The organism is Papillibacter cinnamivorans DSM 12816, from assembly GCF_900176335.1.
In the GTDB taxonomy this organism is placed as follows: domain Bacteria; phylum Bacillota; class Clostridia; order Oscillospirales; family Oscillospiraceae; genus Papillibacter; species Papillibacter cinnamivorans.
In genome coordinates, this window is the sequence record NZ_FWXW01000002.1 from 144,684 (window position 1) to 168,193 (window position 23,510).

Consider the following 23,510-nt stretch of genomic DNA (forward strand, 5'->3'; position numbering starts at 1 on the left):
GCTTATTGCTTTACATGCTTTTATTTTCGGGACAAACTTATATGCGCGAGTGGTGGAATTGGCAGACTCGCTAGTTTCAGGTACTAGTGCCCAACCGGGCGTGCGGGTTCAACTCCCGCCTCGCGCACCATCAAAAGCCTTGATTTCTTCGGAAATTGAGGCTTTTTTCATACTTTTTAAGGGTAATTGATATTAGCCTAATTTCGAATTTTCCCCTTTGTCTAACGTTTGTCTAAGATTTGGTTTTATTCCGCAACTTTTAATAGCTCATTCATCTTCTCAGACATCTTCTTTTTCGCTTTAAAATCCAAATGTCCGTAGATATCAGCTGTAGTTGCAATCTGCGAATGTCCCAATAGTTCTTTTATTTCGTATAACTCGCAACCCTCATTAAGCAACAGGCTGGCTAGTCTCTTATCATCAGGTAAGGAGTTAAATAGTTGTTCTAATTTATCACGCTGCCTCTTAATTTTTGTTTCTTTTTTTAATACAGCCAAAGAATCACCTTCCTTTCTCTAAAAGTATTGAACTATCGCTAAAGCTGTTCAAGACCGGCTATCTTTTTCAAATTCTTCGGAGAGGGGCACAGAGAGGGCCATTCCCGGTTTCCTTTACTTCAGGTTATCAATAGTGTTAGGGGGGATATATAACTTGCTTTAAATAAAACTCAAAATATATAAAGTAGCAGATTTAGTCCATAATCATCTTTATTTGCGAAATTAATGGGTGTATTATGGAAATATGTAAGATTTATGATAAGAAAATTTAGTAATTCTGAGAAGCTAATATGTGATCTAGAAACGGAGGATTAAAATGGGACTATTCCGAAGTGGAGCGCAGAAGAGAGCTGAAAAATATCTACAACTAGCAAATTCTTTTATAGGTAATATTGAAAATGATGTAAATATCTTTCCCAATAACGACGGGATGACCAGAAAGGCGTATGAACCACTCCTTGGCCTATGTGCTTTATTAACTGCTAGCTTTTGTGCTGATCCAGATGCCGCACTTGATATGTTACCAACGTTTCAAAAACAAGTATTGCGACATCCAATTACAAAAGAAGAATATGATGCAATGACTCAACGTATTGGAAAGTATTATCTCGAATATCGTGATGCAGCTATAGATATACAGGAGAACGTTAAAGAATGGTTGGAACCATTTATGCAAAAAACAGTTGAGCTTACAGAGAACTATCTCCAAATAACTCACAATGACGAATCTTCCCGTGCTATACAAGGACATATGCAGGAATATATTATGCGCGCAAGAATTGAAGTAAGAAATATGTAAAGATGAAGTGTAGATTTCTATGTTTTATTTAAAGGAGCATTGTTATGGGATTCATTGCAGATGTTAAAGCCATGAAGGATATTGCTCGTATAAAATCTGGTGGCACAGCAAAACTTTCCATATCACAGATAACTTGTCTTATTACAAATATTCCAGATGCCCAGAAAAATCTTTCTAGATCAGAGTTTGAATCCGTATATGCCCTCTACAAAGAATTACGAAAATGCAATACAAAGATGGAAATGGATAAGTATGGCTATATTGATACTGCAGTAACGATTATCAAGAAGTTCGATGAGATTGCTCCTTATGTAAAGTATAGTGGCGGCAACGAACTTGAGTTCTCTTTTATGATGGATGATATCAGGAAAGGATCCGGTTTGTCTGATATCTTTAATACGCAGAAACGAAAAGAAATCGTTTTTGACGATGAAGATCAAAAATATATGGATTATATTGTTGAGCAGTCATTGGGGCAAGTTAATCAAGATGATGCGCATGAAATCATGAGAGTTATATATCATTATCATGAGTATGGAAAGGCAGCGGCTCTGAAAGAATTTGATAATATAGCTAAAAAACTAATAGAAAAAAATGGCCTAGATGCAATATTTAAGATATCTTTTATATCGGGATTATTTTACCCCAATGGCATTTTGACTAAGGAGGAATCTGATGAATTGGGCAAAAAATACACCAATCAATTGATTGAAATTGAGCTTCAGAACATTAACTAAGTCAGTAGTTAAAACACTCGCTCAATAGCGGTACGATTAAAACTTATCATAAATGGAGTAACCGGGCAGCTGGCCGCGGGACAATTTATGCAATACCGGAAAGCTGGAAATTTACAGCTGATAGAATACAATACATGCTTGATACATTTGGTATTTAGAATGATTTAAAGGAAAAGCAGAGGTGGAGATATGCAGCCAGTTTTTACATTGCAATATGCAGAATACAAGGTGGCAAATAAATTAAATGAACTCTTTCATGAGTGCTCTGTATTTGTCCCGGCCTCAAGCCAAGAAAAAGGAATTGATTTGCTTTTATATAACAGGAATGATCACGTAAATCAGGTTATTACAATTCAGGTAAAATCCTCACGCGTGTATTTTGGAAAGAAAACCAACACATTTCAGAACTATTTATGGTTAAACCGCTTTGATATCCAGCAAAATGCAGACTGGTATTTAATTGCCGGTGTCTATCCACGATTTCCTTCTGGAAAGGCTGTGTCAGAAGTAAATTGCAATAGTATAAATTGGGAAACCTTAATTCTTGCCTTTACAAACAGAGAAATGACGGAATTACTTGCATCTATAAGGCAAAAACGCAACCCAGCAAAACCAGATATCATGTTTGGCTTCGGCTTTAATACTCCTGATCATATTTATCTGACTCGGGGACATCCGGAACCTGATGATATGACACAATTTCTATTAGAACGACGCATTAACGATATGCTAAAGATGTTATTTAAATAATTCTATGAAGTAATTATTGCGTATTGTAAATAGAAAGGTTAACTCACATTGATAAAATTTTAAAATTGCTCTATAACCTTCCTAAGCGTTCCATTTAGCGATTGCAAATTGTTTGTTTTACCTAGATTTAATAAGTAGGTCTGATTAAAAACACAAGTAACATTTTAATAATTTGACGTATTATTTTAGTTATTTATGTATTATAATTAACTATAACTTCTACAAACGAAAGGAGAAAAACCTATGGCATCAAGAAAAACAAAAGAAGAACGTTTAGCTCTAATTGAACAAAAAATTGGATTTCATAAAAGCAGAATCGATAAACTTGAAGACCAAAAGAAAGCTTTATTAGCTCCACGCCTAAAAAAGAAAACAAAAGCAGAAACACTGAATGAAATTGCCAAAGCAGCTAAAGCTTCGGGAAAGTCTTTAGACGAGGTTTTGGATATGTTAAAAGTAAAAGAATAACTTAATATAAATAACCTCTGCTTTACAAAAGCAGAGGTTATTTATATTAAGTTTAGGACTAACCAGATATATTCATGATTTATTTTATAAAAAAGTCACTATAAAGCCATATTAAAAATGCAATTATCGCAATTAAAATAAAAATAGGTTTAAAGAATGCAGCTAATATACCCAATATGATTCCGATAATAATTGGAACCGTCATATCTTTTTTCTTCTCTTGATTCTTACTTTCGCTATCGTCTTTTTCTTTGACGATACTAGATTCTTTGTTGTTAACATTTTTCGTTTCAATATATTTATTTAACGCATCAGTTTCAAATTTAATGGTTTTACCACAATACATGCAAAATATACTTTCATCTGGTATTTGTTTCCCGCACTTACTGCAAGTCATTTTACGTCCCCCCATATAATCATCTACCGTATTCTTCTCTGTAACAATAATGGCCTATATCATAATTACATCCATGTAATACAAAAACATCAGACTTTATTGCTCTACATTTTTGATAATTATAAATCACCATGTTAATTCCATTTTTATATAAAGAACTTTCAAATCTAAATCCATCAACATTTAGGTTTTTAATAAATTCAGATATAAATTGGGTTACTAAATAATCATCTTGATTATTGGTAGGCATAGAGAATAATTTCGAAATCTCATTAATTGCATCCTTTATTGAATAGTTTTCATCTATTATGTCAGGCATATATCTATCTCTTGCAAAATCTACTATTTTTATTCTTTTATCTACATTGATCTCAGCAACACTAACATATTGTTCAAATAATGGTTTTACTTCAATAATTGCTGTTTCAAGCTGCTCTGAAGCATAAAGTACAGGAATAAATTTGGGGTTTGCTCTACCTCCCGGAATGCAAGATAAAAGTGGAACAAATGAGTTCTCTTTATTATATCCTAAAAATTGGCCTTCTCTAAGTTGATTAAAGTTGAAGTTTTCTAAATGTTGATAATAATTAAGGATAACACGTCCTCCATTAGCATCAATAAACTTAATAGTTGGTGTATCCTTAATATCATTTACAATTCTTGCTCTATATAATTTTGTATCTTTCTCAACTATTTTGATATTTGCTTTCACATATTTTTTTAAGTCATTAAGTAAAGGATGTTTAGGAAAGTACCTATTATTATATTTCAACTCATCAACAAAGCTAAACCAATAATTATTTAATTTATACATATCAACACTTCCATTTAATTAATCCTTTATCTTTATATCAAAGTATAAGTATTACCGTACTGTTTTTCAACATATTTTTCCTATACTTACAATCTGCACTAGTTATTCAACAATTTTGACACTAGAGATTTTTAATGCTAGACAAATCTAAGTATTAAAGATTTTTTAATGTTAGGCAAATCTATACACTAGATTTTTAAAAATGCCTTTAAACCAATCGACATCACCTAGGGATAGTTCTAGTGCATACAATGTACCACGTTTTGTCTACAAAATCGAAAAATATTCATTTATTCACAAATATATACACTGCAATCGTTACAGGGCACATCAATACAAAAATGCCTTCTAACCGTTGCAGGAGTGTAGTTCTATTTAATCTTAGTTAATGTCAAAAAGTAAATAGAGGGCTTAACCAATCCATAATTATCCAGTTTCAGGTACTAGTGCCCAACCGGGCGTGCTGGTTCAACTCCCGCCTCGCGCACCATCAAAAAGAGGCAAAAAAGATTTTATCTTTTTTGCCTCTTTTTGATGGGTTCCGCGCCCCTTGGTGCTGCACCCGATTGATTCAATCTGCCGGGCGAAATGAATCCGCCCGGCATCAAGATTTAGGCATGCGGCCAAAACGCTTGGAGCGCGCGATTCCGCGCGGCTCGCGGTAATAAATTTTATTTACAGTATTTTCCCGGCAAAGACTCTGCAGCCGCAAAGGCTGCAGGATTTTTCTTATTTCCTTGCTATTGGGGCCCGCCGTATGAAACTTTACCGGAACAGGCTCATCGGGCACTCAAGCCGGCACAGCAAGCACCTATCCCCCATTCCGCGCTCCCCGCGCATCCGTGCCGCCGGAGCGCGATGTATCGGTCGGATAAAAACGGAATATGTATATGTCACGGGTGCAATTTATTTTCCATACAGTCGGAGCTAAATATTCCAATTATTTGATATACGACGCGGGCTGTGATAAAATGGATAATATTCGTCTGGATACATAAGCCTGGCTTGCCTGGCCCTCAGCGAAGTGGGCGAAAATGGGGTCTCACCGGCCGTATGTTTTCTTTGTATTCGATTGCCGGCGAAATGGAAGGCATGGTGAAACAGCAGTCTGCGGCTTATGCCGAAAGATGCCCCGAAACCTTCCGACGGGGGCGCAAAAGGCCGCGGCAGCAGTGTGGCGCATCGTTATGTGTGGGGGGTGACGGGTTGGAAGACAGGCGTTCGCCGGGAGGATTTCGGATTAATATGGACGAACGGAAGCTTTCCATTCTTGTCCATTCTCTGTTTTCCGCGTGGATGCTGGCTTTCCTCTTTGAAGGCCGGATCTTCTATGCCCTCGCCGATGCTTATGAAGTCGACCTTGCCGGAATGGTTTTCAGCGCGGTCGCGGCTGTTTTTGCCGGGCTGCTGCTGTGCGGTTTATTTATAAAAACAAAGAAAGCTGCGAAACGGCTGTTTTTGGGTTCTTATCTTTTTTCCATCGCCGCATCCTGCATTTTCTTCTTCCCTCCCACCGGGCTTTGGACTGCCGGGATCGTCGCGAGTTCGTTTCTGGCCGGAGGCTGCGTGGCAGCCTGGGCGTTCTACCTGAAAAGCGGCACGCCGAGAAACGAGCGCATCAAAACGGTCGCGGATATGCTGATCTTGTCCAATATCTTTATGATACTGCTCAATGTAGCGGCCATTCATATCTCGCCGCAGACAGGGCTGGCGCTGGCCATGCTGATGCTGCTGTGCGCCTTCGCGTTTGCCCTGAAGCTTCCGGAGGAGGACAGCGCCGCTCCCTCCGTTTCCGCAGGGCGGAAGGAAAGCTCTGTAAGCATTGGAAAACTGCTGGTATTCTTATGCCTGTTCATCGTCATTATCACGATTAACTCAGGACTCATGTATCAGGTTGTCAATCCCGCCTTTGCGCATCTTGAGTGGCTGGCAAGCTGGTATTGGGCCGTTCCTTATATTGCCGCGCTTTTTATCATGAGAAATTTGCCCCGGCGAGTAAACCGGACTTACATCCTCTATGTGGCGATTTCCATGATCGGGCTTTCGTTTATTGGCTTTTTGAGTTTTGAGCGCTCGGTGGCCGGCTATATCGCGGTCAATACGCTGATGCTTGGCGCCTTCGGGGTATACGACCTGTTTTGGTGGAGCATACTCGGCGAAATGCTGGAGCTTCACAAAAATCCCGCCCAGATTCTTGGGATCGGCCTTTCCGCAAATGTGTTGGGCGTGCTGCTGGGCGGGCTGATCGGCGAGGCCGTCACATCCGCGGATATACACGGTCCCGACCCCTCGCTGCTGGCGCTGGCGGTGGTTTGCGTGACGCTCATCCTCCTGCCCCCCCTGCACAGGCATCTTGCCTCTTTGCTCAAAGGCCATATGTATCTCTCGGCGTTTTCCGAAATGTCCGCGCAGGAACAGACCGACCGGATCGGTCACGCCGCAAGATTCGGGAATTTGTCGGAGCGGGAAAGCCAGGTCGCCGCTTTGCTGCTTCAGGGTAAAACATACAGGACCGTTGCCGGTGAACTTGCCATCAGCGAGAACACCGTCAAATATTATGTAAAAAACATATATTCCAAATTCGATATCCAAAGCCGTGCGGAGCTGATTAACATCATGCTGAAAAAAGAAGACGCGGCTGCGCCGGAATAACAGCTGTGAAAATCATATGATTTTTAGCCCCTACCCGAAAAAGGTGGGGGCTTTATTCACGCATACTACCCGGTCGGGTGAAGTAATTCAGGCTGGAGAATGCTATGCTGTGACAGGATAATTGGAGGATATCCCGAAAAATCTCGTCCGGGATTGGAAACGGTTGATCGGCAGATTCCATAGCGGCAATAAAAATGAGGGGGAGGCTGTTATCATGGCAGGAAAGGGAAAAATAAAGGCATTTCGCGTGGTGCTGGCACTGGTCATGCTTTTCTCGGTGGGGCTGCCGGGGGCGGCGGTGTCTGCAGCTGCGCCCGATATGCTGGGAGAATGGAGTATTACGGCGCATTCTTCCCGCGGAAGCATCAATATCACAACTCAATCGGGAAGCGAATTCAGCGGGACTGTAAGTATTGACGCAGGCAACACGGAAAAGCTCATAAACGGCCGGATCAGCGGGAATACCGTCACCTTCACGCGGGCATGGGATTCAGGCTCCCTGCGTCAGGACTATACCGGCACTTTAACGGTAAGCGGCAGCAGCGCCAGTATGAGCGGTACTTTTTCACAAAACGGCGCCGGATCCTACACTTGGAGCGCAACCAAAACGACGCCGATGTCATCTCCGGCCACACCCGAGCCGACCCCTGGCACGGCTCCCGGCGGCCTGATCCCCATATCGGGCGCGGTGCTCAACGACCAGCTCAGCTTTAAGTTGGACGGTAAATCAGTGGTGCCCGTAGGGGACGACGGTACGCCCGTGCTGCCCATATCCTATAGCGGCACCACATATCTGCCTGTGCGGGCCGTAGGCTATCTGCTGGGACTGGGCATCGACTGGGACGGCGCCACAAAAACCGTGCTCATTACCAGCACCACGACTAAAACGGCGCCTGCGGCGTCTGCAGCCGCCAAGACCGGCAAACTGATCCCCATCTCCGGCGCGGTGCTCAACGGCGAGCTGAAATTTAAGCTCGACGGCAAGGCTGCCGTTCCGGTGGGCGACAACGGCACACCGGTGCTCCCGATCTCCTACAACGGTACGACCTATCTGCCGGTGCGGGCCATGGGCTATCTGCTGGGGCTGGGCATCGACTGGGACGGTGCCACCAAAACCGTGCTCATCACCAGGAGCCAGAGCGGTCCCGGCTGGTATTTCACGAAATGGGAGTATGTCGTCAGCTCAGCGGACGGAACCAAAACCGGAAGTTTTGCCAACGGCGACATATATACCGAAACCAGTGAGACCGCCGGAGAAAAGAATAATTTCACCGTAACGGTCACGAGAGTGGACAAAAACGGAAAAACGATCGCCTCCGGATCGGCAACGACAGTCTGGACCGACCCCCCGGCATATTTTGGGGCAAACGACCTGCCTGTCATTACCGTTGCCAGGACGGTGGGGTCCTCATGGGGGATCTCGCAGTTCTCGGTCACCTTCGATTCATCCACAATTAATCCGGGATACGGCACCGCAGGGAAAATCAATTTTGCCACGCCCGCCGGAGAGACATATATACAGGCCTACTCGGGAACGATGCAGGCGCAGAAGATGATCGCAGGTTCCCCCGGGGCTGAAAAAGCCGTTATTCTCCATCTGAACGGGTATGGATTCAAGTATTACTACGAGTGGCGGGAATAAAAATTCCGGCAGGCGGCCTGTAACGGTATGACGATTGCTCCGGTCGCGGCAGATACCTTTATACGCTGGAAGTTTTTCGCTTTCCATACTATAATGGATACTGCTGAAAAAATTTTGATCGGAGCGCGGAAATGAAATACGACGCTGTAATCTTCGATATGGACGGAACCATACTGGATACTCTGGAGGATCTGGCCGCGGCCCTGAACGACGCGCTGGAACGAAACGGCCTGCCCCGGCGCACCCGGGAGGAAGTCCGGCGCTTCGTCGGCAACGGGATCCGAAAGCTGATCGAAAGGGGCGTTCCTGCGGGAACCGGAGCCAGCGTCGTCAACAAAGTCCAGGCTGCCTTTACCGAGTATTACCGCGTTCATTATGCGGATACGACGCGGCCCTACGGCGGCATCCCGGAGCTGATCCGCATCCTCCGGCAGGGCGGGTGCAAAACCGCGGTCGTTTCCAACAAGCCGGATTACGGCGTTCAGGAGCTTTGCGATAAGTACTTTGACGGTCTTTTTGACTACGCCGTGGGAGAACGGCAGGGAATCCGCAAAAAGCCCGCGCCGGACTCCGTGTTCGAGGTCCTGAAAAGATTTCAATGCCCTCCGGAAAGGGCTGTTTACATCGGGGATTCCGAAGTGGACGTCGAAACCGCCCGTAATGCGGGGGTCGCGTGTATCTGCGTGGACTGGGGATACCGGGACAGGGAGTTTCTCGCAATATCCGGAGCGGAAAACATCGTGTCCGACGCAAAGGCGCTCCTGTCGGAACTGTAAGTGGATTAAGATTTGTCGCGCCGCGTTGTATCACGGAAAAGGACCCTGCAGCCTATAAGGCTGCAGGGTCCTTTTCCGGTCGACGCATTGCGGTCCGGCTGTTCAGTGCCGATTATTCTTCATCCTCAACATACCCCTGTTCAATGGCGTCGAAGTCGGCGTCGATTTCAACCAGGTCCTTCATGAGGCGTTCCCTGCATTTTTCGGTGGTCTCGTGCTCGTCGTCCCGTCTCCATTTACCGATGGAATCCTCCAGTTCGGAGTCGGAGATGACGTAATCGCGCCAGTCCTCGGAGCTGCCCCACTGTTTCCAGCGATGCGGAACAATGAAATATCGAGCCATAATTGTCTCCTTTCTATTCCTTCTCCCGGTATTCTGCAAACAAGCTCGGCTTATGGTTGGGGGATAACTTTCTTCACTAGTATTGTATCATTTTATGCCGGTCTATACAAGCGGCCGGGCCGGAATATGCCTGATCCGCTCCGCTGCAGCGCGGCGTCGACTTTTTCCGTATTCTGTGATAAACTGAGGCGCAGAAGGAAAATTGTCGCCTGACAGTCTGGGATAAGGAGCGGATCGTATGCCATTTTCGAAATTGCCCATGGAAAAAGCCTTCATGCTTATCGAACCGGGGCCCGTCCTCCTGATCTCCACAAGAGACGGCGGCCGGGACAACATCATGACCCTCTCCTGGCATATGGTGATGGATTTTACCCCCAGGATCGCCATCGCCACCGGGCCGTGGAACCATTCCTTCCGGGCTCTTGTGAACACCCGGGAATGCGTCCTCGCGGTCCCCGCGGTGGATCTTGCGGAAACCGCGGTCCGGATCGGGGACTGCTCCGGCGCCGACGTGGATAAATTCGAAACCTTTGCCCTGACGCCCCTCCCCGCGGCCGAAGTGAAAGCCCCCCTCATCGCCGAGTGCCTTGCCTGCCTGGAGTGCCGCGTGGCCGAATACCTGGAGCCACAGGGCATATTTATCCTGGAGGGGCTCCGCGCCTGGATCGATGCGGAGCGGAAGGAGCGCCGGACCTTTCACGCCGTGGGGGACGGAACCTTTGTAGCCGACGGGGAAACCTTCAGCCTCCGCGGCCTCATGGAGGACAAGCTGCCTCCCGGCGTGTGACGCCCGCTGCCGCCACAAGCGCAATCGGGCTTAATTATTATCCAATAAAAGGATTAATCAAGACGTATGGTTGCCCCTCGCCGGAGGCGGGGGGCAACCATACCGCTTCACTTGTTGTATCAGCATTTTAATGAAATCTAGTGTCAAACTGCCGGAGGGGACAAAATGGAATGCATCATACGCCGGGCCTTGCCGGGAGAAGAAACAGAGGTGTCCCGCATCATGGTCCGCACCTGGAAAACCGCTTATGCCGGGATCGTGGACGGGGCGTACCTGAACGCTCTGGATGAAAAAAACGAAAAACGCATCTCTTCCCTTCTCCGTGACATTGAGGAGGGTAAAGTCCTCGTTGCGGTCCTGGAAAATACGGTTGTGGGCTTTGCAATATTCGGCCCGGCCAGAGAAAACCGGTATTCCGGCCTGGGGGAAATCTATGCCCTTTACGTTGTGGATCCTCTGCAGAAAAACGGTGTCGGCAGGCGCCTTGTGAACGCCGCGAAAGAGGAGCTGCATCAAACGGGATACACGGAATTTGTCGTCGGCTGTCTGACAGACAACCCGTCCTGCCGCTTTTATGAAAAGATGGGGGGAATAAAAACGGAGGAAAAAAACCTCGCCATCGGCGGCAGAGATTACAGGGAAACCGTCTATCTGTTTGTATTCCCCGACTGAATGGATTTGCGGGTCCTCTCGGATTTCTATGTTTATTCTGCTCCCTGGTATAATTTCACGCCTGCAATGAAAACTAACCCAGGGTGAATAAAATGGCGGTTTCCCATCGAACGGTGATCTCTTTCGGTCTGGTGGCAATTCCCGTGGCAATGTATACGGCGGTGCAGGACAACGACATTCATTTCAATCAGCTGCATAAGGAAGATCAGAGCCGTATTCGTTACAAGAAAATCTGCGCCCACTGCGGTAAGGAAATGGCTGTGGAAGATATCGTGCGGGGATACGAATTTGACAAGGACCATTTCGTGGTGATTTCCGATGATGAGATTGAAAAGAGCAAAACCGAAAAGGAAAAATCCATTCAGATCCTGCATTTTGCCAATCTCAATCAGATTTCCCCTGTCTATTACGAGAAAACCTATCAGGCCGTGCCGGAGCCCGGAGGAGAAAAGGCTTTCGAGCTTTTAAGAGCGGCTCTCATGAGCGAGCAGAAGATCGCCGTGGGAAAAACTGTCCTCGGCACGAAGGATACTCTGATGGCAATCATTCCCCGGAAAAACGGGGTCCTTATATCCGCCATGTTTTACTCGGACGATATCAAGCAGCTGCAGAAATCTTATGAAAAGCCCGAGATAGCCCAGCAGGAACTGACGATGGCGAAGGCTCTCATCAATTCCATGGACACGCCCTTCGATCCATCCCGGTACCGGGACGAATATCAGCAGAAGCTCAAAGACCTGATCGAGGCAAAAATTGCGGGTAAGGAAGTATCCGTCGCCGGTCCGGAAAAGGAAAATAACGTTATCAGCCTGATGGATGCCTTAAAAGCCAGCGTGGAACGGGCGCAGACGGAGAAAAAGGGCGCATGACGGATCTGTTTGAAACAAGAAGCATTAAACCCATGTTGATCGGCGGATCATCCGGGCCCTTTGACAGCCCCGACTATATCTTCGAGCTGAAAATGGACGGCGAGCGGTGCCTTGCCTACCTCGATCCGCTGGAGGGCACGGACCTTCGGAATAAGCGAAATATAAAGATGCTTCAAAAAGTACCGGAACTGTCCGAAATCCACAGTCAGGTGAAAACGCGCTGCATTCTGGACGGTGAGCTGGTGGTTATGAACGCCGGGAAACCGGATTTTTTTGAAATTCAGCGCCGGTCTCTCACGGGAAATGACTTTAAGCTGCGTCTGCAGTCCAGGAAGAATCCGGCAAGCTTTATCGCTTTCGATGTTCTCTATATAACGGATCGCGAAATTACTGCTCTGCCCCTCATGGAGCGGAAAAAACTTCTTTCCGGCGTCGTTTCGGAAAACGAGAGGCTGGCCGTGTCTCGGTTTGTGGAGGAAAGCGGAACCGCGTTTTACGATCTCACCGTCCGTGAAAATTTGGAAGGCATCGTTGCAAAACGAAGGGACAGCGGATACGCTTTCGATAAACGCACGAAGGATTGGCTGAAGATAAAGAACCTGCAGGACGATGATTTCGTGATTTGCGGGTATATTGAAAAAGAACAGGGGATAGCAAGCCTTATCCTGGGACAATACCGGGGTAAAAAATTGGTCTGTCGCGGCCATGTGACTCTGGGGGTATCGTCGGACGTATTTCGCCGTATGGCAAAGGTGAAAAAGACGGAAAATCCCCCTTTCCATGAATTGTCTCCTGGGAATGACGCTGCGGTCTGGCTGGTGCCCGAGCTGGTCTGTACTGTTAAATATATGATGAAATCCTCCTCCGGAGCAATGCGTCAGCCCGTGCTGAAAGGGCTGCGGGATGACAAGGCGCCCCGGGATTGTACGGTAAGTTGAATATTTCTCTGCAAGTGAAGACCGCCCCGCAAGGGGTGGTCTTCACTAATGTCGCTGTCTTAAACGTGGCTCTTTCAGAACTTGCTTTCCGCATTCAGACCGCCGGCCAGAAATCGGGGTGGGACAGCGGCTCGCCTCCCGAAAGGGCCAGCGCCGACACATCGTTTTCCACAAACTCGTCAATGAGTCCCATCTTTTTGTGAAGCGTCAGTTCATCGGGCAGTGCAGAATGGGCGTTTTGGTAGCAGTGCTCGCAGGCCAGATTGCACTGATTGGTGAAATTCCATACGATAAGGATCGGAGAGGAAAATTTCTGGGGCGGCTCCAGCCCGTATTCCGATATGCTCCGGGCGATATTGGAATACGTCCTCCGGTAAAACGGCTGGGAATAGAATTCGCTTTTAGTTTCTCCGGTTCCGTCTCAGGATACGGGGGTCCGGTCCAGAAAAAGAAAATACGGCAGCTCCCTTGCCCGTGCCTTCTCCTGCCCCGCGTAAGCGGAGAGCCCCTCGCCCATGAGGGTCCTTCCGTCTTCGTCCCGCTCCTCAGGCCGTTTCATCCTCCGCTGCACCAGCGGATTGCCCAGAAAATCGCGTACCCGTTCGGCTGTGACCATAAAAAAAGCAACTCCTTCCATCGGCAACGTGCTGAAAAGCAGGCCTTGCGGCATTGCCCGGATGAACAAGAGCGCCTATGTCGTACGCGGTTCCCGTTTGCGTAAACGTTATTGTCAGTGCGTCTGCCCCACGGCTGTCAGCACTTCAATTTTGCCATTATTATACATCAAAATGGCGAAATTTCAACCTTCCTGGCGCCGTGTTTTTGCCGGATAATCCTGAAGATATCCCGTTTTCTTATTGCGATTTAATAGAAAGCCTGCAAAATTCTCTTTTAACGGAAGGAATCGGGCCCGGGCGGAATCGTCCGGGCCCGCGATAAAGTAGCTGGGAGGCCGGATTGACAACGGCCTGCATCCCTTATATACTTTTTTTATGATATCGCTGCGGCCCGGCCAGTCCGCCGCGACGCCGGAACCCCGGTGTCCGCCCGGTCTCCGGCCGTTTTTGAATGGGAGGAACAGTCGGTGGAGATTCTGCGGCAAATCGGCGTCATTCTGGGGGTCTGTCTTGCGGGAGTACTTCTTTCCTCCTTCCTTCCCCTCCCGGTGCCCGCTAACGTCCTGGGCATTGTCCTTCTCTTTGCGCTCCTCTGCCTTCGTATAGTAAAGCCCAGCCATATTGAAAAAACCGGTGATTTTCTTCTCCGGAATATGTCCTTTTTCTTCATTCCCGCCAGCGTTGGGATCATGGAGTACTACGCCGTCGTAAAGGATCATTTGGTCCTCCTTCTCCTGATCTGTGCCATTACCGCCGTTTTGACCTTTGCCGTTACGGCCTATACCGTCACAGCCATCATCCGGCTGCAGGAGAGGAGGAAAAAGAAGGGTGAATGAATTTATCTCCTCCCCGTACTTTGGGCTCTCTCTGAGCATTCTGGCCTTTGCTTTCGGGACCTTTGCCAATCACAGGCTGAGATCTCCCTTTGTAAATCCCCTCCTGGTGGCCGTCGCCCTCATCATTCTCCTGCTGAACGTCTTTCACATACCCCTGGACGACTATATGGAAGGCGCGTCGGTGATCTCCCTCTTTCTCGCCCCCGCCACCGTGGTCCTCGCCCTGTCTGTTTACCGGCAGATTCAGGTCCTGAGGCGGTACTTCGTCCCCATCCTCTTGGGCTGCCTTGCCGGAGCGGTCACCGCCATGACCAGCGCGGCCCTTTTGTGCAGAGCCTTCGGCCTTGGAGACGAACTGATGTATTCCATGATCCCCAAATCGGTCACCACCCCCATCGCCATGGAAATATCCCGTGAACTGGGTGGGATTGTGCCGGTGACGATCGCTGCGGTGATCCTCACGGGGATTCTGGGGGCCGTCTTCTCTCCCCTGCTCATCCGCCTGTTCCGCATTCAGAATCCCATTGCGGCCGGCGTCGCCATCGGCGCCTCCAGCCACGCCATCGGCACCTCCCGGGCCATCCAGCTGGGAGAGGTTCAGGGCGCCATGAGCGGCCTGTCCCTGTGCGTCTCCGGAATCATCACGGTGATCTTGTCTCTCTTTCTCTGAACCCCATTATCCTTCTCCCCGTCTTTTCATATGGCAACCGCCTGTTCCGGTCTGAGATCGGCTCATCCAGTCTTTATCGCTGCGGCCCGTACAAAACGAATGGAGAGAATATATGAATAAGAAAGTCGTCTGGATCGGTTTTTCTCTGCTCTTGCTTCTGGGATTGTACATAGGCATCGCCCTCCCCTTCACGCCTGCGCTGGATCCCCTGGGCAACAGGGTGCTCATGATGCTCCTGATCACGGTGGGCATCTGGATTTTCAAGCCTCTGGGCATCTCCCAGGCCACCGGCGGCTGCCTGTTCGCGGCCTCCCTTCTTATCATGGGCGTAGCTCCCGCCAAAATCTTTTCCGGCTTCACCAGTACTGCCGTCTGGACGCTGATCCCGGCCCTCTTTTTCGGCTTTGTCCTGGCTAAAACCGGCCTGGGAAGGCGGATCGCCTATCTGGGCATGAAATACGCCCGCCTCACCTATCCGGGGATCTTGTTCATCTGGGTGGTCATCGGCGTGGTTCTTTCCCTCCTCACCCCCTCCATCACCGTGCGTGTGGTCATCATCACCCCCATCGCCATGAATTGCGTGGATCTCTGTCATCTGGAGGAAAAATCCCGGGGGCGCTCTCTCGTCCTTCTCACCGCCTGGGCCATGGCTCTCATTCCGGGCACGGGCTGGCTCACCGGGTCCCTCAATGGGCCGATTCTCTCCGGCCTGTACGCGGGCGTTCCCGAACTGGGCCCCATCGATTCTGCCGCCTGGCTCAGCGTCGCCATGCTGCCGGCGGCTCTCATCAGTGTCCTGGTGGTGGTGGGCGGGTATATCGTCCTCCGGCCGGCGGATCGCCTGAATATTCAAAAGGACGCCTTCCTGCTGGAATATAAAAAGCTCGGCCCCATGAGCCGGGACGAGAAAATAACGATGCTCATTCTGGTGGGGGCCTGTCTTTTCTTCGCCACCTCCTCCTTACATAAAATCCCGGACGCCGCGGTCTGCCTCGTGGCCTTTTTTCTCCTGGTGGTCCTGGGCGTGATCCGGCCCCAGGAGATCAACACCGGTATCAACTGGGACCTGATGATCTTTTACGGCGTGGCCATGAGCCTGAGCGCCGTCTTCCAGGCCGCCGGCGTGTCCGCCTGGCTGTCGGACCTCCTGGTGCCCCTGTTCGCTCCCATCTCGGGCAGTCCCTGGCTTTTCATCCTGGCCCTGATGCCCATCCTCTTTCTCCTGCGCTTTATCGACATCGCGCTCTTTGTCCCCAGCCTCGCGGTGCTGGTCCCTATCCTGCCCCAGGTTTTTCAGGTTTACGGGGTCCACCCCCTGGTTTGGATTCCCCTCTTCAACATCGCCATCAACGCCTGCTTTATGAGCTATCAGAACGTCTTTGCTCTCATCGCCGAATCCAATATGCAGGGCCGGGGCTGGGTCCCCTCCCACTTTACCCGCTTCGGCGTCGTCTATTTTGTCAGCAGTATGCTGGCCCTCCTGGTCGCCATCCCCTATTGGATCTCCATGGGCCTTTTCTCATGACGCGCCAGTGTGCGGCCCGGCATGTTTCCTCTGAGATCAGCCGCCAACGCGATACTCCCGACCATAAAAAAATCCGGCCCGTAAGGCCGGATTTTTATGTTTTATTTTACGTTCTCCGCTGCAAAAGCCGGCTCCCTCTCCCCGAGAGGCACATAATCCCTGTGCTTGGCAACGCTTTCGTAAGCCGGACGGATGATCTTCCCGTCGTTGATGAGCTCCTCCAGCCGGTGGGCGCTCCAGCCCGAAATCCGCGCGATGGCGAAGATCGGGGTGTACAGCTCCAAGGGCAGGTCCAGCATGTGATAGACAAACCCGCTGAAAAAGTCCACGTTGGCGCTGACTCCCTTGTAGATCTTCCGCTCCCCGGCGATCACCTCCGGGGCGAGGCGCTCCACCATGGAATACAGACGGAACTCCTCCAGCATGCCCTTCTCCTCGGAGAGACGCTCCACAAAAGATTTGAAGATGTTCGCCCTGGGGTCGGACAGGGAATACACCGCGTGCCCCATCCCGTAGATGAGCCCCGCCCGGTCGAAGGCCTTCTTATTCAGCAGCGCATCCAGATAAGCGCGGACCTCGTCCTCGTCCTTCCAGTCGGAGATGGAACGCTTCATGTCCTCGAACATCTGAATGACCTTGATGTTGGCCCCGCCGTGCCGCGGGCCCTTGAGGGAACCCAGTGAGGCCGCCACCGTGGAATAGGTGTCCGTCCCCGAGGAGGTGACCACGTGGGTGGTGAAGGTGGAGTTGTTGCCGCCCCCGTGCTCCGCGTGGAGGACCAGCGCCACATCCAGGATCCGCGCTTCCATTTCCGTGTATTTGCTGTCCGCCCGGAGCATGTACAGGATGTTTTCCGCCGTGGAAAGCTCCGCCTTGGGCGTATGTATCACCAGGCTCTGCCCTCCCTGGTAATGGCTGTAGGCGTGATAGCCGTACACCGAAAGAACCGGGAAATTGGCGATGAGCTGCAGACTCTGCCGCAGAACGTTGGGAACCGTTATATCGTTTGCCTTGTCGTCGTAAGCATACAGTGTCAGTACGCTCCGGGCCAGGGTATTCATCATATCCGGCGTGGGCGCCTTCAGAATGACGTCCCGCACGAAATTTGTGGGCAGCGTCCGGTATCCCGCCAGCATCTTCTGGAACTGCTCCAGCTCGGCCTTGTCTGGCAGCTCGCCGAACAGCAGCAGATAGGTTACTTCTTCAAATCCGAACCGTTTTTCCCGGACAAAACCCCTTACGATATCCTCGATGTCGATTCCCCTGTAAAACAGTTTTCCTTCACAGGGAACCGTCCGATCCCCGTCCTTCATACTGGCCCGGATCTCGGATATTTCCGTCAGTCCCGTGAGGACACCCTTTCCGTTTACGTCCCGCAGTCCCCGCTTAACGTCATATTGGCTGTAATATTCCGGGGCAATCGCGCTGTTTTTTTTGCACAGCGTAGTGAGGTCCAGGATTTCCTTCGTGATCTCGCAGTACTTGTTGTTTTTTTCCATGGCCTTCTCCTTTCCGTTTCCATCTATGCCAAATCCGGCATGCGCGTCGGTGTTATTATAGATAATCGGGTCGATCGCGTACGTCCGTTTGGATCGATGCTTTGTGGGTTCCTGTGTATATATGCTCCTCGAAGGGCGGATGAACCGGATTTTGCTTCGGCCGCCGGTGCTGGGCGGCACGGCGGGTACATTGTTGAGGGATAAGGACTGTCACGCTTTTGTTCTTCCGCTGGCGATAGGCGTTTCGTGGTACATGGCATCGTTTGCGGTTCCGTCCGAAGGACGGGAGCAAACCGCGCCACTCAGCCTGGTATAATAGCCGATTATGGCTATTATACCATATCCCGTCCTTTTCCCGCAACCGCGTACCTTGTCGGATTTTGCCCAAAATGCAAAGCGGCATCCGCAGAATCTGCGGATGCCGCTGAGGCCTGTAAAATAAAATTACCAGAGCATCGCCTTGTTGGCATAGTCCCGGAGCTCGCTCCGGAAGTTCGGATGGGCGACGGCAATCAGGTTTTCCACCCTTTGCCGCACGGTGCGCCCCCGCATGGGCGCGATGCCGTATTCGGTCACGATATAATCCACAATATTGCGGGAAATGGTTACGATGGATCCCGGTGTAAGGAAGGGCTGGATTCGGGAAATGGTTCCGCCCTTTGTCGTGGACCCGATGGCGATGATGCCTCGGCCCCCCTTGGAGTGAAACGCGCCGTAAGCAAAATCGGAGGCGCCTCCCGTGCCGGAATACTGTTTCGGTCCGATGCTCTCGCTGCAGACCTGCCCCGTGAGGTCGATCTGCAGGGCGGTGTTGATGGACACCATGTTGTCATTTTGAGCGATAACGAAAGGATCGTTCACATAGGCTGCCGGCATCATGTGGAAGACGGGATTCCCGTCCATGTAATCATACAGCTCCTGCGTCCCGAAAGCGAACGCTCCCACTACCTTTTCCCGGTGCAGCGTCTTTTTAAATCCTGTCACGGCCCCGGCCTTCATGAGCTTTGCCATGCCGGAGGTGATCATCTCCGTATGGATGCCCAGGTCGCGCTTGTCCATCAGCTCGGCGGTCACCGCGTTGGGCATTCCGCCGATTCCCATCTGAATCGTATCCCCGTCTTTCACCAGCGAGGACACATACTTCGCGATGGCCTTTTCCTCCTCGGTGGCGCTTCCCTCCGGCAGAACGGGCATCGGAGTATCCACTTCCACTACGTAGGTGGCCTTTTCAATGGGAATCTGGGTCAGACCGTGGACCAGCGGCAGGTTCGGATTGATCTCGAAAATCACCGTATCCGCCTCGTTGATGGACTCCTGGGTCCACTGCATGTCCAAAGAGGTCCTGACAAAGCCGAATTCGTCCATGGGAGTTACCGCTGCCAGAAACACATTGTGCCGCCCGTGGCGCATAATCTCCTGATATCCGCAGTGCAGATGGGTGGGAAGCAGGGTCACATTCCCCCGGGGATGCGCCTCCCGGCAGTTTTGCCCGTAAAAAACCGTCAGGGTATTGATTTTACCCGCCATGTCCGGCAGTACGTTGAAAAGATACCGGTCGTTGCCCAGGCCTACCCAGACGTTTACGTCCTTCACCCGGTCCGCGATGGTATGAAGCTGGCGGAGGAGATTGATAGGCTCGTCTCCGTATCCCGCGTGCATAATGGTGTCGCCCGATTGAATGACGTCGAGGCACTCTTGTAATGTCCGCTTTTTAGATTCGTAAAGCTCTTTCTTGGTCATCTGGACTGGCTCGCTCCTTCATCTAATAGTATGGCACGGCAGAGCACCGAAACCCGCCCTGTACGGCTCGCTTTTCTCCGTGCGAAGGATATAAAAAAGAGAGCATGACCTGTGCTTCTGGCCATAGCCGATCAGCAGCCATGCTCTCTCTTTTACTTTAAAATCTTATTTCTCCATCTCGAAGATGCCGGCGCCTCCCATGCCGCCGCCGATGCACATGGTGATCAGGGCGTATTTGCCGCCGGTCCGCTTCAGTTCAGACATAGCCTTGCAGACCAGGAACGCGCCAGTGGCGCCCAGGGGGTGACCCAGAGCCATTGCTCCGCCGTTGGGATTGACCTTGCTCATATCCATCTTCAGGGTCCGCATCACGGCAAGCGCCTGGGAAGCGAAGGCTTCGTTGAGTTCGATGGTGTCCATGTCCGCGAGGGAAAGACCCGTGAGCTTCATGACCTTGGGGATGGCAACGATGGGACCTACGCCCATGACATCCGCGGCGACGCCGCCCACGGCGAAGCCGACGAATTTGGCGATGGGCTTGATACCCAGCTTATCGGCCTTTTCTCTGGACATAAGAACCACAAAGCCGGTGCCGTCGGTCATCTGGGAGGAGGTGGCTGCGGTGACGACGCCGTCGGGCTTGAAGCAGGGCTTCAGGTTCGAAAGGCCTTCCAGCGTGGTGCTCTCACGGATGCCTTCGTCCTGGGTGACGACCTTTTCCTTGCCGTCGGGGCCTACTACGGTGACGGGGATGATCTCGTCCACAAACTTGCCGGCCTTCTGAGCGGCGGCGGCTTTCTTGTGGCTCTCCACGGCCAGGGCGTCCATGTCATGCCGGGATACGTTCCAGCGCTCCGCCACGTTTTCAGCGGTGATGCCCATGGGCATATAGGTTCCGATAATGTTCTCGTTGAGCCACGCGTCTGCGGTGGAAAGATCGGGAGCCATGGAAACCTTGGACATGTGCTCCACGCCGCCGCATACGACCACTTCATACTGGCCGGCCATGATGGCGTTGGCGCCGGTGGCGATGCTCTGGAGTCCGGAGGAGCAGAAACGGTTGACGGTCATGCCGGGCACTTCGTCGGGAAGGCCGGCTCTCTGGGCAATCAGGCGGCCGATGTTGAACCCGGTTACGCCCTGGGGAAACGCGCAGCCGACGATCACGTCGTCGATGTCTTTGGGATCCAGCTTGGGAACCTTCTTCAGGACGCCCTGAAGTGTCTGAGCCGCGTACTCCACGGGATGCGTCTCCACGAAGGAGCCCTTGAATGCTCTGCACATGGCGGATCTGCCGTATGCAACCAGTACTGCTTCTTTGATTTCTGCCATAAATTACCTTCCATTCTGCCTTATAGGCTTAGTTTACACATGAATGCACAGCTTGCGCCGCTTCTTTCCCTTTGCCGGGCGGGGCATCCTGGGAGAAACGCCGTTTTATGAAAACCCTCCCGGCCCGTGTGGCCGAAAGCCACCGGAATAAAGCCCGCGCAATCGTTTGCGATTTTATATTTTATCATACATCCTGATGAAATGAAAGATGTATTTTCCTGCTTTTTCTTTCGTTATATGAAAAAATTACGAATTCCTTTAATTCTTTCTCCGAATGTTTCAGTTTCCGCATTCCACGCTGATTTCGTTGAAGATTTTCAGCAGATCCGTAATGGTGTACTGCCGTTTTTCGTCTTCCGCTGCATCCAGCACGCACCGCCCCTGATGCATCATGAGGATCCGGTTTCCGTAGCTTGCCGCGAACCTCAGGTTGTGGGTCACCATAATGGTGGTGATGCCCTTCTCCCGGACGACCTTTTCCGTAAGCTCCATTACGGTATCCGAAGCCTTGGGGTCCAGAGCCGCGGTGTGTTCGTCCAGCACCAGAAGCTCGATAGGCGTCAGAGTGGAGATGAGCAGCGCCAGGGCCTGCCGCTGTCCTCCCGACAGCGCTCCCACCGGAAGGTGGAGCTTATCCTCCAGTCCCAGGTGCAGAAGCTCCAGCTGGGACCGGTAAAAATCCGCCCGGCGCCGGTTGATCCCGCTTCCCAGGCCGTAGCTTTTTCCCTTGTTGTCCGCCAGAGACATGTTTTCCAGAATGGTAAGGGACGGGCAGGTCCCCCTGGCGGGATCCTGAAATACCCGACCGATCCAGGCGGCTCTCTCATAGTCCTTAAGACCCGTGAGGTCCAACTCGCCCAGATAGATTCTCCCCTCGTCGGGAAACAGGGTGCCGCAGAGGAGATTGAGAAGGGTGGTCTTCCCCGAGCCGTTGCTCCCCACCACGGACACGAATTCCCCCTCCCGGACGGAGAGGCTGAAGTCCTCCAGCAGGACCACCTCGTTTACCGAACCCCGGTTAAAAGTCTTGTCGATGTGCTCGAACCGCACCTTCGCAGTCACGGAAACGGGCTTGTTATCCGATGGACTCATCCAGCTGCGCCTCCTTTCCCCGTTTGAGCACTCCGTTGGATACCAGAGCCACGGTAAGAAGCACCGCCATCAGGAGTTTTAAGTAATTGGTGGGAAGCCCCAGCTTCATTGCGGCCACCAGGCACGCCTTGTAGGCAATGGAACCCAGCACCGCCATAGTGGTAAGTTTCAGAAAGGATACTCTCTTTAAAAGGCTGGTGCCGATGATGACGGAGGCCAGCCCCATCACCACCATTCCCGTTCCGCTGCTGATATTGGCGTATTCCCCCTGCTGGGCCAGAATGCTTCCGGAGAGAGCCGTCAGGCCGTTTCCGATGGCAAGGCCCAGGATCTTCATCCGTCCGGGATTGATGGCAAGGGAGGTGACGAAGCGGGTGTTGTCCCCTGTGGCCTGTAAAATGAGCCCCGATTTCGTCCGGAGATACCGGTCCAGAAGAAGCTTCACCACCAGGGCGGCGACGAACGCGATAATCAGGATGCGGTAGGTGTAAATCCCTTTCGGCAGCATGGATGCGATTCCGGAATTGAAGATGGTGGGCATGTTGTAGAAGGGCTTCACTGCGCTGCCCCCCGTGATCACGAGATTCACCGACCACATTGCGGTCATCACCAGGATGCCGGACAGAAGATCGGTGATCCGGAGCTTCACGTGGAGAAGCCCCGTGACGCAGCCCGCGGCCGCTCCGCAGAGGAAAGCCGCGGCGCAGGCAAGCCATGGATTGACCCCGGCGAGAATGAGCACTGCCGTAATGCAGGCTCCCAGGGGAAAGGTACCGTCCACCGACAGATCGGGAAATTTGAGGATGCTGTAGCTGACGGTAACTCCCATCGCCATGATGCCGTAAATAAATCCCTCTTCCAGGACGTTTTTGATCAGGCCCAAAAGAATCTCCATAGTACCCGTCCGTTCCTCTGTGCTGTAAGGCTCTGCGCCTTCCGGAAAAGCAAAACCGAAACCATTATATTCTCCCCGGCCGGTCTTGGCAAGCCGTTTTCGGCGGCCTGTGCTCCAGCCTCTTTTCGGTTCGCGCCGCCGCGCCCGGAAACGCGGCGTTTCC

The 23,510-nt window shown here is 51.0% G+C and carries 25 protein-coding genes and 1 tRNA gene; 15 read left to right on the forward strand and 11 right to left on the reverse strand.

What is annotated here, in order from left to right; genetic code table 11:
* Positions 1–43 precede the first annotated feature (43 nt).
* Positions 44–130, forward strand: a tRNA-Leu gene (locus B9A13_RS03535).
* A gap of 115 nt (positions 131–245) precedes the next feature.
* Here the strand turns inward: B9A13_RS03535 and B9A13_RS03540 are convergent.
* On the reverse strand, positions 246–497 hold the full coding sequence (locus tag B9A13_RS03540; protein WP_084233680.1) for a tyrosine-type recombinase/integrase: 252 nt from the start codon (positions 495–497) through the stop codon (positions 246–248).
* 316 nt (positions 498–813) lie between these two features.
* Between B9A13_RS03540 and B9A13_RS03545 the strand changes: the two genes are divergently transcribed.
* The 4 genes from B9A13_RS03545 to B9A13_RS03560 all read left to right on the forward strand — a co-directional run bounded on the left by B9A13_RS03545 (position 814) and on the right by B9A13_RS03560 (position 3,251).
* On the forward strand, positions 814–1,296 hold the full coding sequence (locus B9A13_RS03545) for a hypothetical protein (RefSeq protein WP_084233681.1): 483 nt from the start codon (positions 814–816) through the stop codon (positions 1,294–1,296).
* 44 nt (positions 1,297–1,340) lie between these two features.
* Positions 1,341–2,033 carry a hypothetical protein gene (locus B9A13_RS03550; RefSeq protein ID WP_084233682.1) on the forward strand — a complete coding sequence of 231 codons (693 nt, stop codon included), beginning with the start codon at positions 1,341–1,343 and terminating at the stop codon, positions 2,031–2,033.
* 189 nt (positions 2,034–2,222) lie between these two features.
* Entirely contained in the window at positions 2,223–2,783 is a 561-nt protein-coding gene (locus B9A13_RS03555) for a hypothetical protein (RefSeq protein ID WP_084233683.1), read from the forward strand.
* A gap of 243 nt (positions 2,784–3,026) precedes the next feature.
* Positions 3,027–3,251, forward strand: a complete 225-nt coding sequence (locus B9A13_RS03560; protein WP_084233684.1) for a hypothetical protein — start codon at positions 3,027–3,029, stop codon at positions 3,249–3,251.
* 79 nt (positions 3,252–3,330) lie between these two features.
* On the opposite strand, the gene B9A13_RS03565 is transcribed toward B9A13_RS03560, so the two are convergent.
* Positions 3,331–3,648: a zinc ribbon domain-containing protein gene (locus B9A13_RS03565; protein ID WP_159448014.1), complete on the reverse strand. Its 318-nt coding sequence runs from the start codon at positions 3,646–3,648 to the stop codon at positions 3,331–3,333.
* A 19-nt stretch (positions 3,649–3,667) separates the two neighbouring features.
* On the reverse strand, positions 3,668–4,462 hold the full coding sequence (locus B9A13_RS03570) for an RES family NAD+ phosphorylase (RefSeq protein WP_084233686.1): 795 nt from the start codon (positions 4,460–4,462) through the stop codon (positions 3,668–3,670).
* Between the two features lie 1,245 nt (positions 4,463–5,707).
* On the opposite strand from B9A13_RS03570, the gene B9A13_RS03575 reads away from it, so the two are divergent.
* The 3 genes from B9A13_RS03575 to B9A13_RS03585 all read left to right on the forward strand — a co-directional run bounded on the left by B9A13_RS03575 (position 5,708) and on the right by B9A13_RS03585 (position 9,532).
* Complete coding sequence (locus B9A13_RS03575; protein WP_084233687.1) at positions 5,708–7,114, forward strand: helix-turn-helix transcriptional regulator; 1,407 nt, start codon at positions 5,708–5,710, stop codon at positions 7,112–7,114.
* Positions 7,115–7,328: 214 nt separating this feature from the next.
* Entirely contained in the window at positions 7,329–8,756 is a 1,428-nt protein-coding gene (locus B9A13_RS03580) for a copper amine oxidase N-terminal domain-containing protein (RefSeq protein ID WP_084233688.1), read from the forward strand.
* Between the two features lie 131 nt (positions 8,757–8,887).
* Complete coding sequence (locus B9A13_RS03585) at positions 8,888–9,532, forward strand: HAD family hydrolase (RefSeq protein WP_084233689.1); 645 nt, start codon at positions 8,888–8,890, stop codon at positions 9,530–9,532.
* Positions 9,533–9,644: 112 nt separating this feature from the next.
* Here the strand turns inward: B9A13_RS03585 and B9A13_RS03590 are convergent, their stop codons facing one another.
* The gene (locus tag B9A13_RS03590) at positions 9,645–9,875 is read right to left on the reverse strand and encodes a hypothetical protein (RefSeq protein ID WP_084233690.1); all 231 of its coding nucleotides are present in this window, start codon (positions 9,873–9,875) and stop codon (positions 9,645–9,647) included.
* Positions 9,876–10,113: 238 nt separating this feature from the next.
* Between B9A13_RS03590 and B9A13_RS03595 the strand changes: the two genes are divergently transcribed.
* From B9A13_RS03595 to B9A13_RS03610, 4 genes are all read left to right on the forward strand, one after another.
* Complete coding sequence (locus tag B9A13_RS03595; RefSeq protein ID WP_084233691.1) at positions 10,114–10,662, forward strand: flavin reductase family protein; 549 nt, start codon at positions 10,114–10,116, stop codon at positions 10,660–10,662.
* A gap of 165 nt (positions 10,663–10,827) precedes the next feature.
* Positions 10,828–11,334, forward strand: coding sequence for a GNAT family N-acetyltransferase (locus B9A13_RS03600; protein WP_084233692.1), 507 nt, complete (start codon positions 10,828–10,830; stop codon positions 11,332–11,334).
* Between the two features lie 92 nt (positions 11,335–11,426).
* Positions 11,427–12,203, forward strand: a complete 777-nt coding sequence (gene ku, locus B9A13_RS03605) for a non-homologous end joining protein Ku (protein WP_084233693.1) — start codon at positions 11,427–11,429, stop codon at positions 12,201–12,203.
* Positions 12,200–13,141: an ATP-dependent DNA ligase gene (locus B9A13_RS03610; protein WP_084233694.1), complete on the forward strand. Its 942-nt coding sequence runs from the start codon at positions 12,200–12,202 to the stop codon at positions 13,139–13,141. The genes ku and B9A13_RS03610 overlap by 4 nt, the downstream gene beginning before the upstream one ends.
* Positions 13,142–13,235: 94 nt before the next feature.
* On the opposite strand, the gene B9A13_RS14390 is transcribed toward B9A13_RS03610, so the two are convergent.
* Entirely contained in the window at positions 13,236–13,496 is a 261-nt protein-coding gene (locus tag B9A13_RS14390) for a radical SAM protein (protein WP_084233695.1), read from the reverse strand.
* Between the two features lie 66 nt (positions 13,497–13,562).
* The gene (locus B9A13_RS03620; protein WP_084233696.1) at positions 13,563–13,757 is read right to left on the reverse strand and encodes a hypothetical protein; all 195 of its coding nucleotides are present in this window, start codon (positions 13,755–13,757) and stop codon (positions 13,563–13,565) included.
* A 468-nt stretch (positions 13,758–14,225) separates the two neighbouring features.
* Between B9A13_RS03620 and B9A13_RS03625 the strand changes: the two genes are divergently transcribed.
* The 3 genes from B9A13_RS03625 to B9A13_RS03635 all read left to right on the forward strand — a co-directional run bounded on the left by B9A13_RS03625 (position 14,226) and on the right by B9A13_RS03635 (position 16,789).
* A complete protein-coding gene (locus B9A13_RS03625) occupies positions 14,226–14,594 on the forward strand; it encodes a CidA/LrgA family protein (RefSeq protein ID WP_084233928.1) in 369 nt (122 codons plus the stop codon).
* Positions 14,587–15,264 (forward strand): LrgB family protein, encoded by a 678-nt coding sequence (locus B9A13_RS03630; protein WP_084233697.1) that lies wholly within the window; start codon positions 14,587–14,589, stop codon positions 15,262–15,264. The genes B9A13_RS03625 and B9A13_RS03630 overlap by 8 nt, the downstream gene beginning before the upstream one ends.
* Before the next feature lie 112 nt (positions 15,265–15,376).
* Positions 15,377–16,789, forward strand: a complete 1,413-nt coding sequence (locus B9A13_RS03635; RefSeq protein WP_084233698.1) for an SLC13 family permease — start codon at positions 15,377–15,379, stop codon at positions 16,787–16,789.
* A gap of 101 nt (positions 16,790–16,890) precedes the next feature.
* On the opposite strand, the gene B9A13_RS03640 is transcribed toward B9A13_RS03635, so the two are convergent.
* The 5 genes from B9A13_RS03640 to B9A13_RS03660 form a co-directional block, all read right to left on the reverse strand.
* Entirely contained in the window at positions 16,891–18,288 is a 1,398-nt protein-coding gene (locus B9A13_RS03640; protein WP_084233699.1) for a citrate/2-methylcitrate synthase, read from the reverse strand.
* 444 nt (positions 18,289–18,732) lie between these two features.
* Entirely contained in the window at positions 18,733–20,028 is a 1,296-nt protein-coding gene (locus B9A13_RS03645; RefSeq protein ID WP_084233700.1) for an acetyl-CoA hydrolase/transferase family protein, read from the reverse strand.
* A gap of 165 nt (positions 20,029–20,193) precedes the next feature.
* A complete protein-coding gene (locus B9A13_RS03650; RefSeq protein WP_200809676.1) occupies positions 20,194–21,360 on the reverse strand; it encodes a thiolase family protein in 1,167 nt (388 codons plus the stop codon).
* A 279-nt stretch (positions 21,361–21,639) separates the two neighbouring features.
* Positions 21,640–22,452: an ABC transporter ATP-binding protein gene (locus B9A13_RS03655; protein WP_084233701.1), complete on the reverse strand. Its 813-nt coding sequence runs from the start codon at positions 22,450–22,452 to the stop codon at positions 21,640–21,642.
* Positions 22,436–23,347: an ABC transporter permease gene (locus B9A13_RS03660; RefSeq protein ID WP_084233702.1), complete on the reverse strand. Its 912-nt coding sequence runs from the start codon at positions 23,345–23,347 to the stop codon at positions 22,436–22,438. The genes B9A13_RS03655 and B9A13_RS03660 overlap by 17 nt, the downstream gene beginning before the upstream one ends.
* Positions 23,348–23,510 lie beyond the last annotated feature (163 nt).

What these genes read in the sequence shown, in the direction of transcription:
- B9A13_RS03545 (WP_084233681.1), top strand. Translation starts at nt 814, where the DNA reads ATGGGACTATTCCGAAGTGGAGCGCAGAAGAGAGCTGAAAAATATCTA.
- B9A13_RS03550 (WP_084233682.1), top strand. Translation starts at nt 1,341, where the DNA reads ATGGGATTCATTGCAGATGTTAAAGCCATGAAGGATATTGCTCGTATA.
- B9A13_RS03555 (WP_084233683.1), top strand. Translation starts at nt 2,223, where the DNA reads ATGCAGCCAGTTTTTACATTGCAATATGCAGAATACAAGGTGGCAAAT.
- B9A13_RS03560 (WP_084233684.1), top strand. Translation starts at nt 3,027, where the DNA reads ATGGCATCAAGAAAAACAAAAGAAGAACGTTTAGCTCTAATTGAACAA.
- B9A13_RS03565 (WP_159448014.1), bottom strand. Translation starts at nt 3,648, where the DNA reads ATGACTTGCAGTAAGTGCGGGAAACAAATACCAGATGAAAGTATATTT.
- B9A13_RS03570 (WP_084233686.1), bottom strand. Translation starts at nt 4,462, where the DNA reads ATGTATAAATTAAATAATTATTGGTTTAGCTTTGTTGATGAGTTGAAA.
- B9A13_RS03575 (WP_084233687.1), top strand. Translation starts at nt 5,708, where the DNA reads ATGGACGAACGGAAGCTTTCCATTCTTGTCCATTCTCTGTTTTCCGCG.
- B9A13_RS03580 (WP_084233688.1), top strand. Translation starts at nt 7,329, where the DNA reads ATGGCAGGAAAGGGAAAAATAAAGGCATTTCGCGTGGTGCTGGCACTG.
- B9A13_RS03585 (WP_084233689.1), top strand. Translation starts at nt 8,888, where the DNA reads ATGAAATACGACGCTGTAATCTTCGATATGGACGGAACCATACTGGAT.
- B9A13_RS03590 (WP_084233690.1), bottom strand. Translation starts at nt 9,875, where the DNA reads ATGGCTCGATATTTCATTGTTCCGCATCGCTGGAAACAGTGGGGCAGC.
- B9A13_RS03595 (WP_084233691.1), top strand. Translation starts at nt 10,114, where the DNA reads ATGCCATTTTCGAAATTGCCCATGGAAAAAGCCTTCATGCTTATCGAA.
- B9A13_RS03600 (WP_084233692.1), top strand. Translation starts at nt 10,828, where the DNA reads ATGGAATGCATCATACGCCGGGCCTTGCCGGGAGAAGAAACAGAGGTG.
- ku (WP_084233693.1), top strand. Translation starts at nt 11,427, where the DNA reads ATGGCGGTTTCCCATCGAACGGTGATCTCTTTCGGTCTGGTGGCAATT.
- B9A13_RS03610 (WP_084233694.1), top strand. Translation starts at nt 12,200, where the DNA reads ATGACGGATCTGTTTGAAACAAGAAGCATTAAACCCATGTTGATCGGC.
- B9A13_RS03620 (WP_084233696.1), bottom strand. Translation starts at nt 13,757, where the DNA reads ATGGTCACAGCCGAACGGGTACGCGATTTTCTGGGCAATCCGCTGGTG.
- B9A13_RS03635 (WP_084233698.1), top strand. Translation starts at nt 15,377, where the DNA reads ATGAATAAGAAAGTCGTCTGGATCGGTTTTTCTCTGCTCTTGCTTCTG.
- B9A13_RS03640 (WP_084233699.1), bottom strand. Translation starts at nt 18,288, where the DNA reads ATGGAAAAAAACAACAAGTACTGCGAGATCACGAAGGAAATCCTGGAC.
- B9A13_RS03645 (WP_084233700.1), bottom strand. Translation starts at nt 20,028, where the DNA reads ATGACCAAGAAAGAGCTTTACGAATCTAAAAAGCGGACATTACAAGAG.
- B9A13_RS03650 (WP_200809676.1), bottom strand. Translation starts at nt 21,360, where the DNA reads ATGGCAGAAATCAAAGAAGCAGTACTGGTTGCATACGGCAGATCCGCC.
- B9A13_RS03655 (WP_084233701.1), bottom strand. Translation starts at nt 22,452, where the DNA reads ATGAGTCCATCGGATAACAAGCCCGTTTCCGTGACTGCGAAGGTGCGG.
- B9A13_RS03660 (WP_084233702.1), bottom strand. Translation starts at nt 23,347, where the DNA reads ATGGAGATTCTTTTGGGCCTGATCAAAAACGTCCTGGAAGAGGGATTT.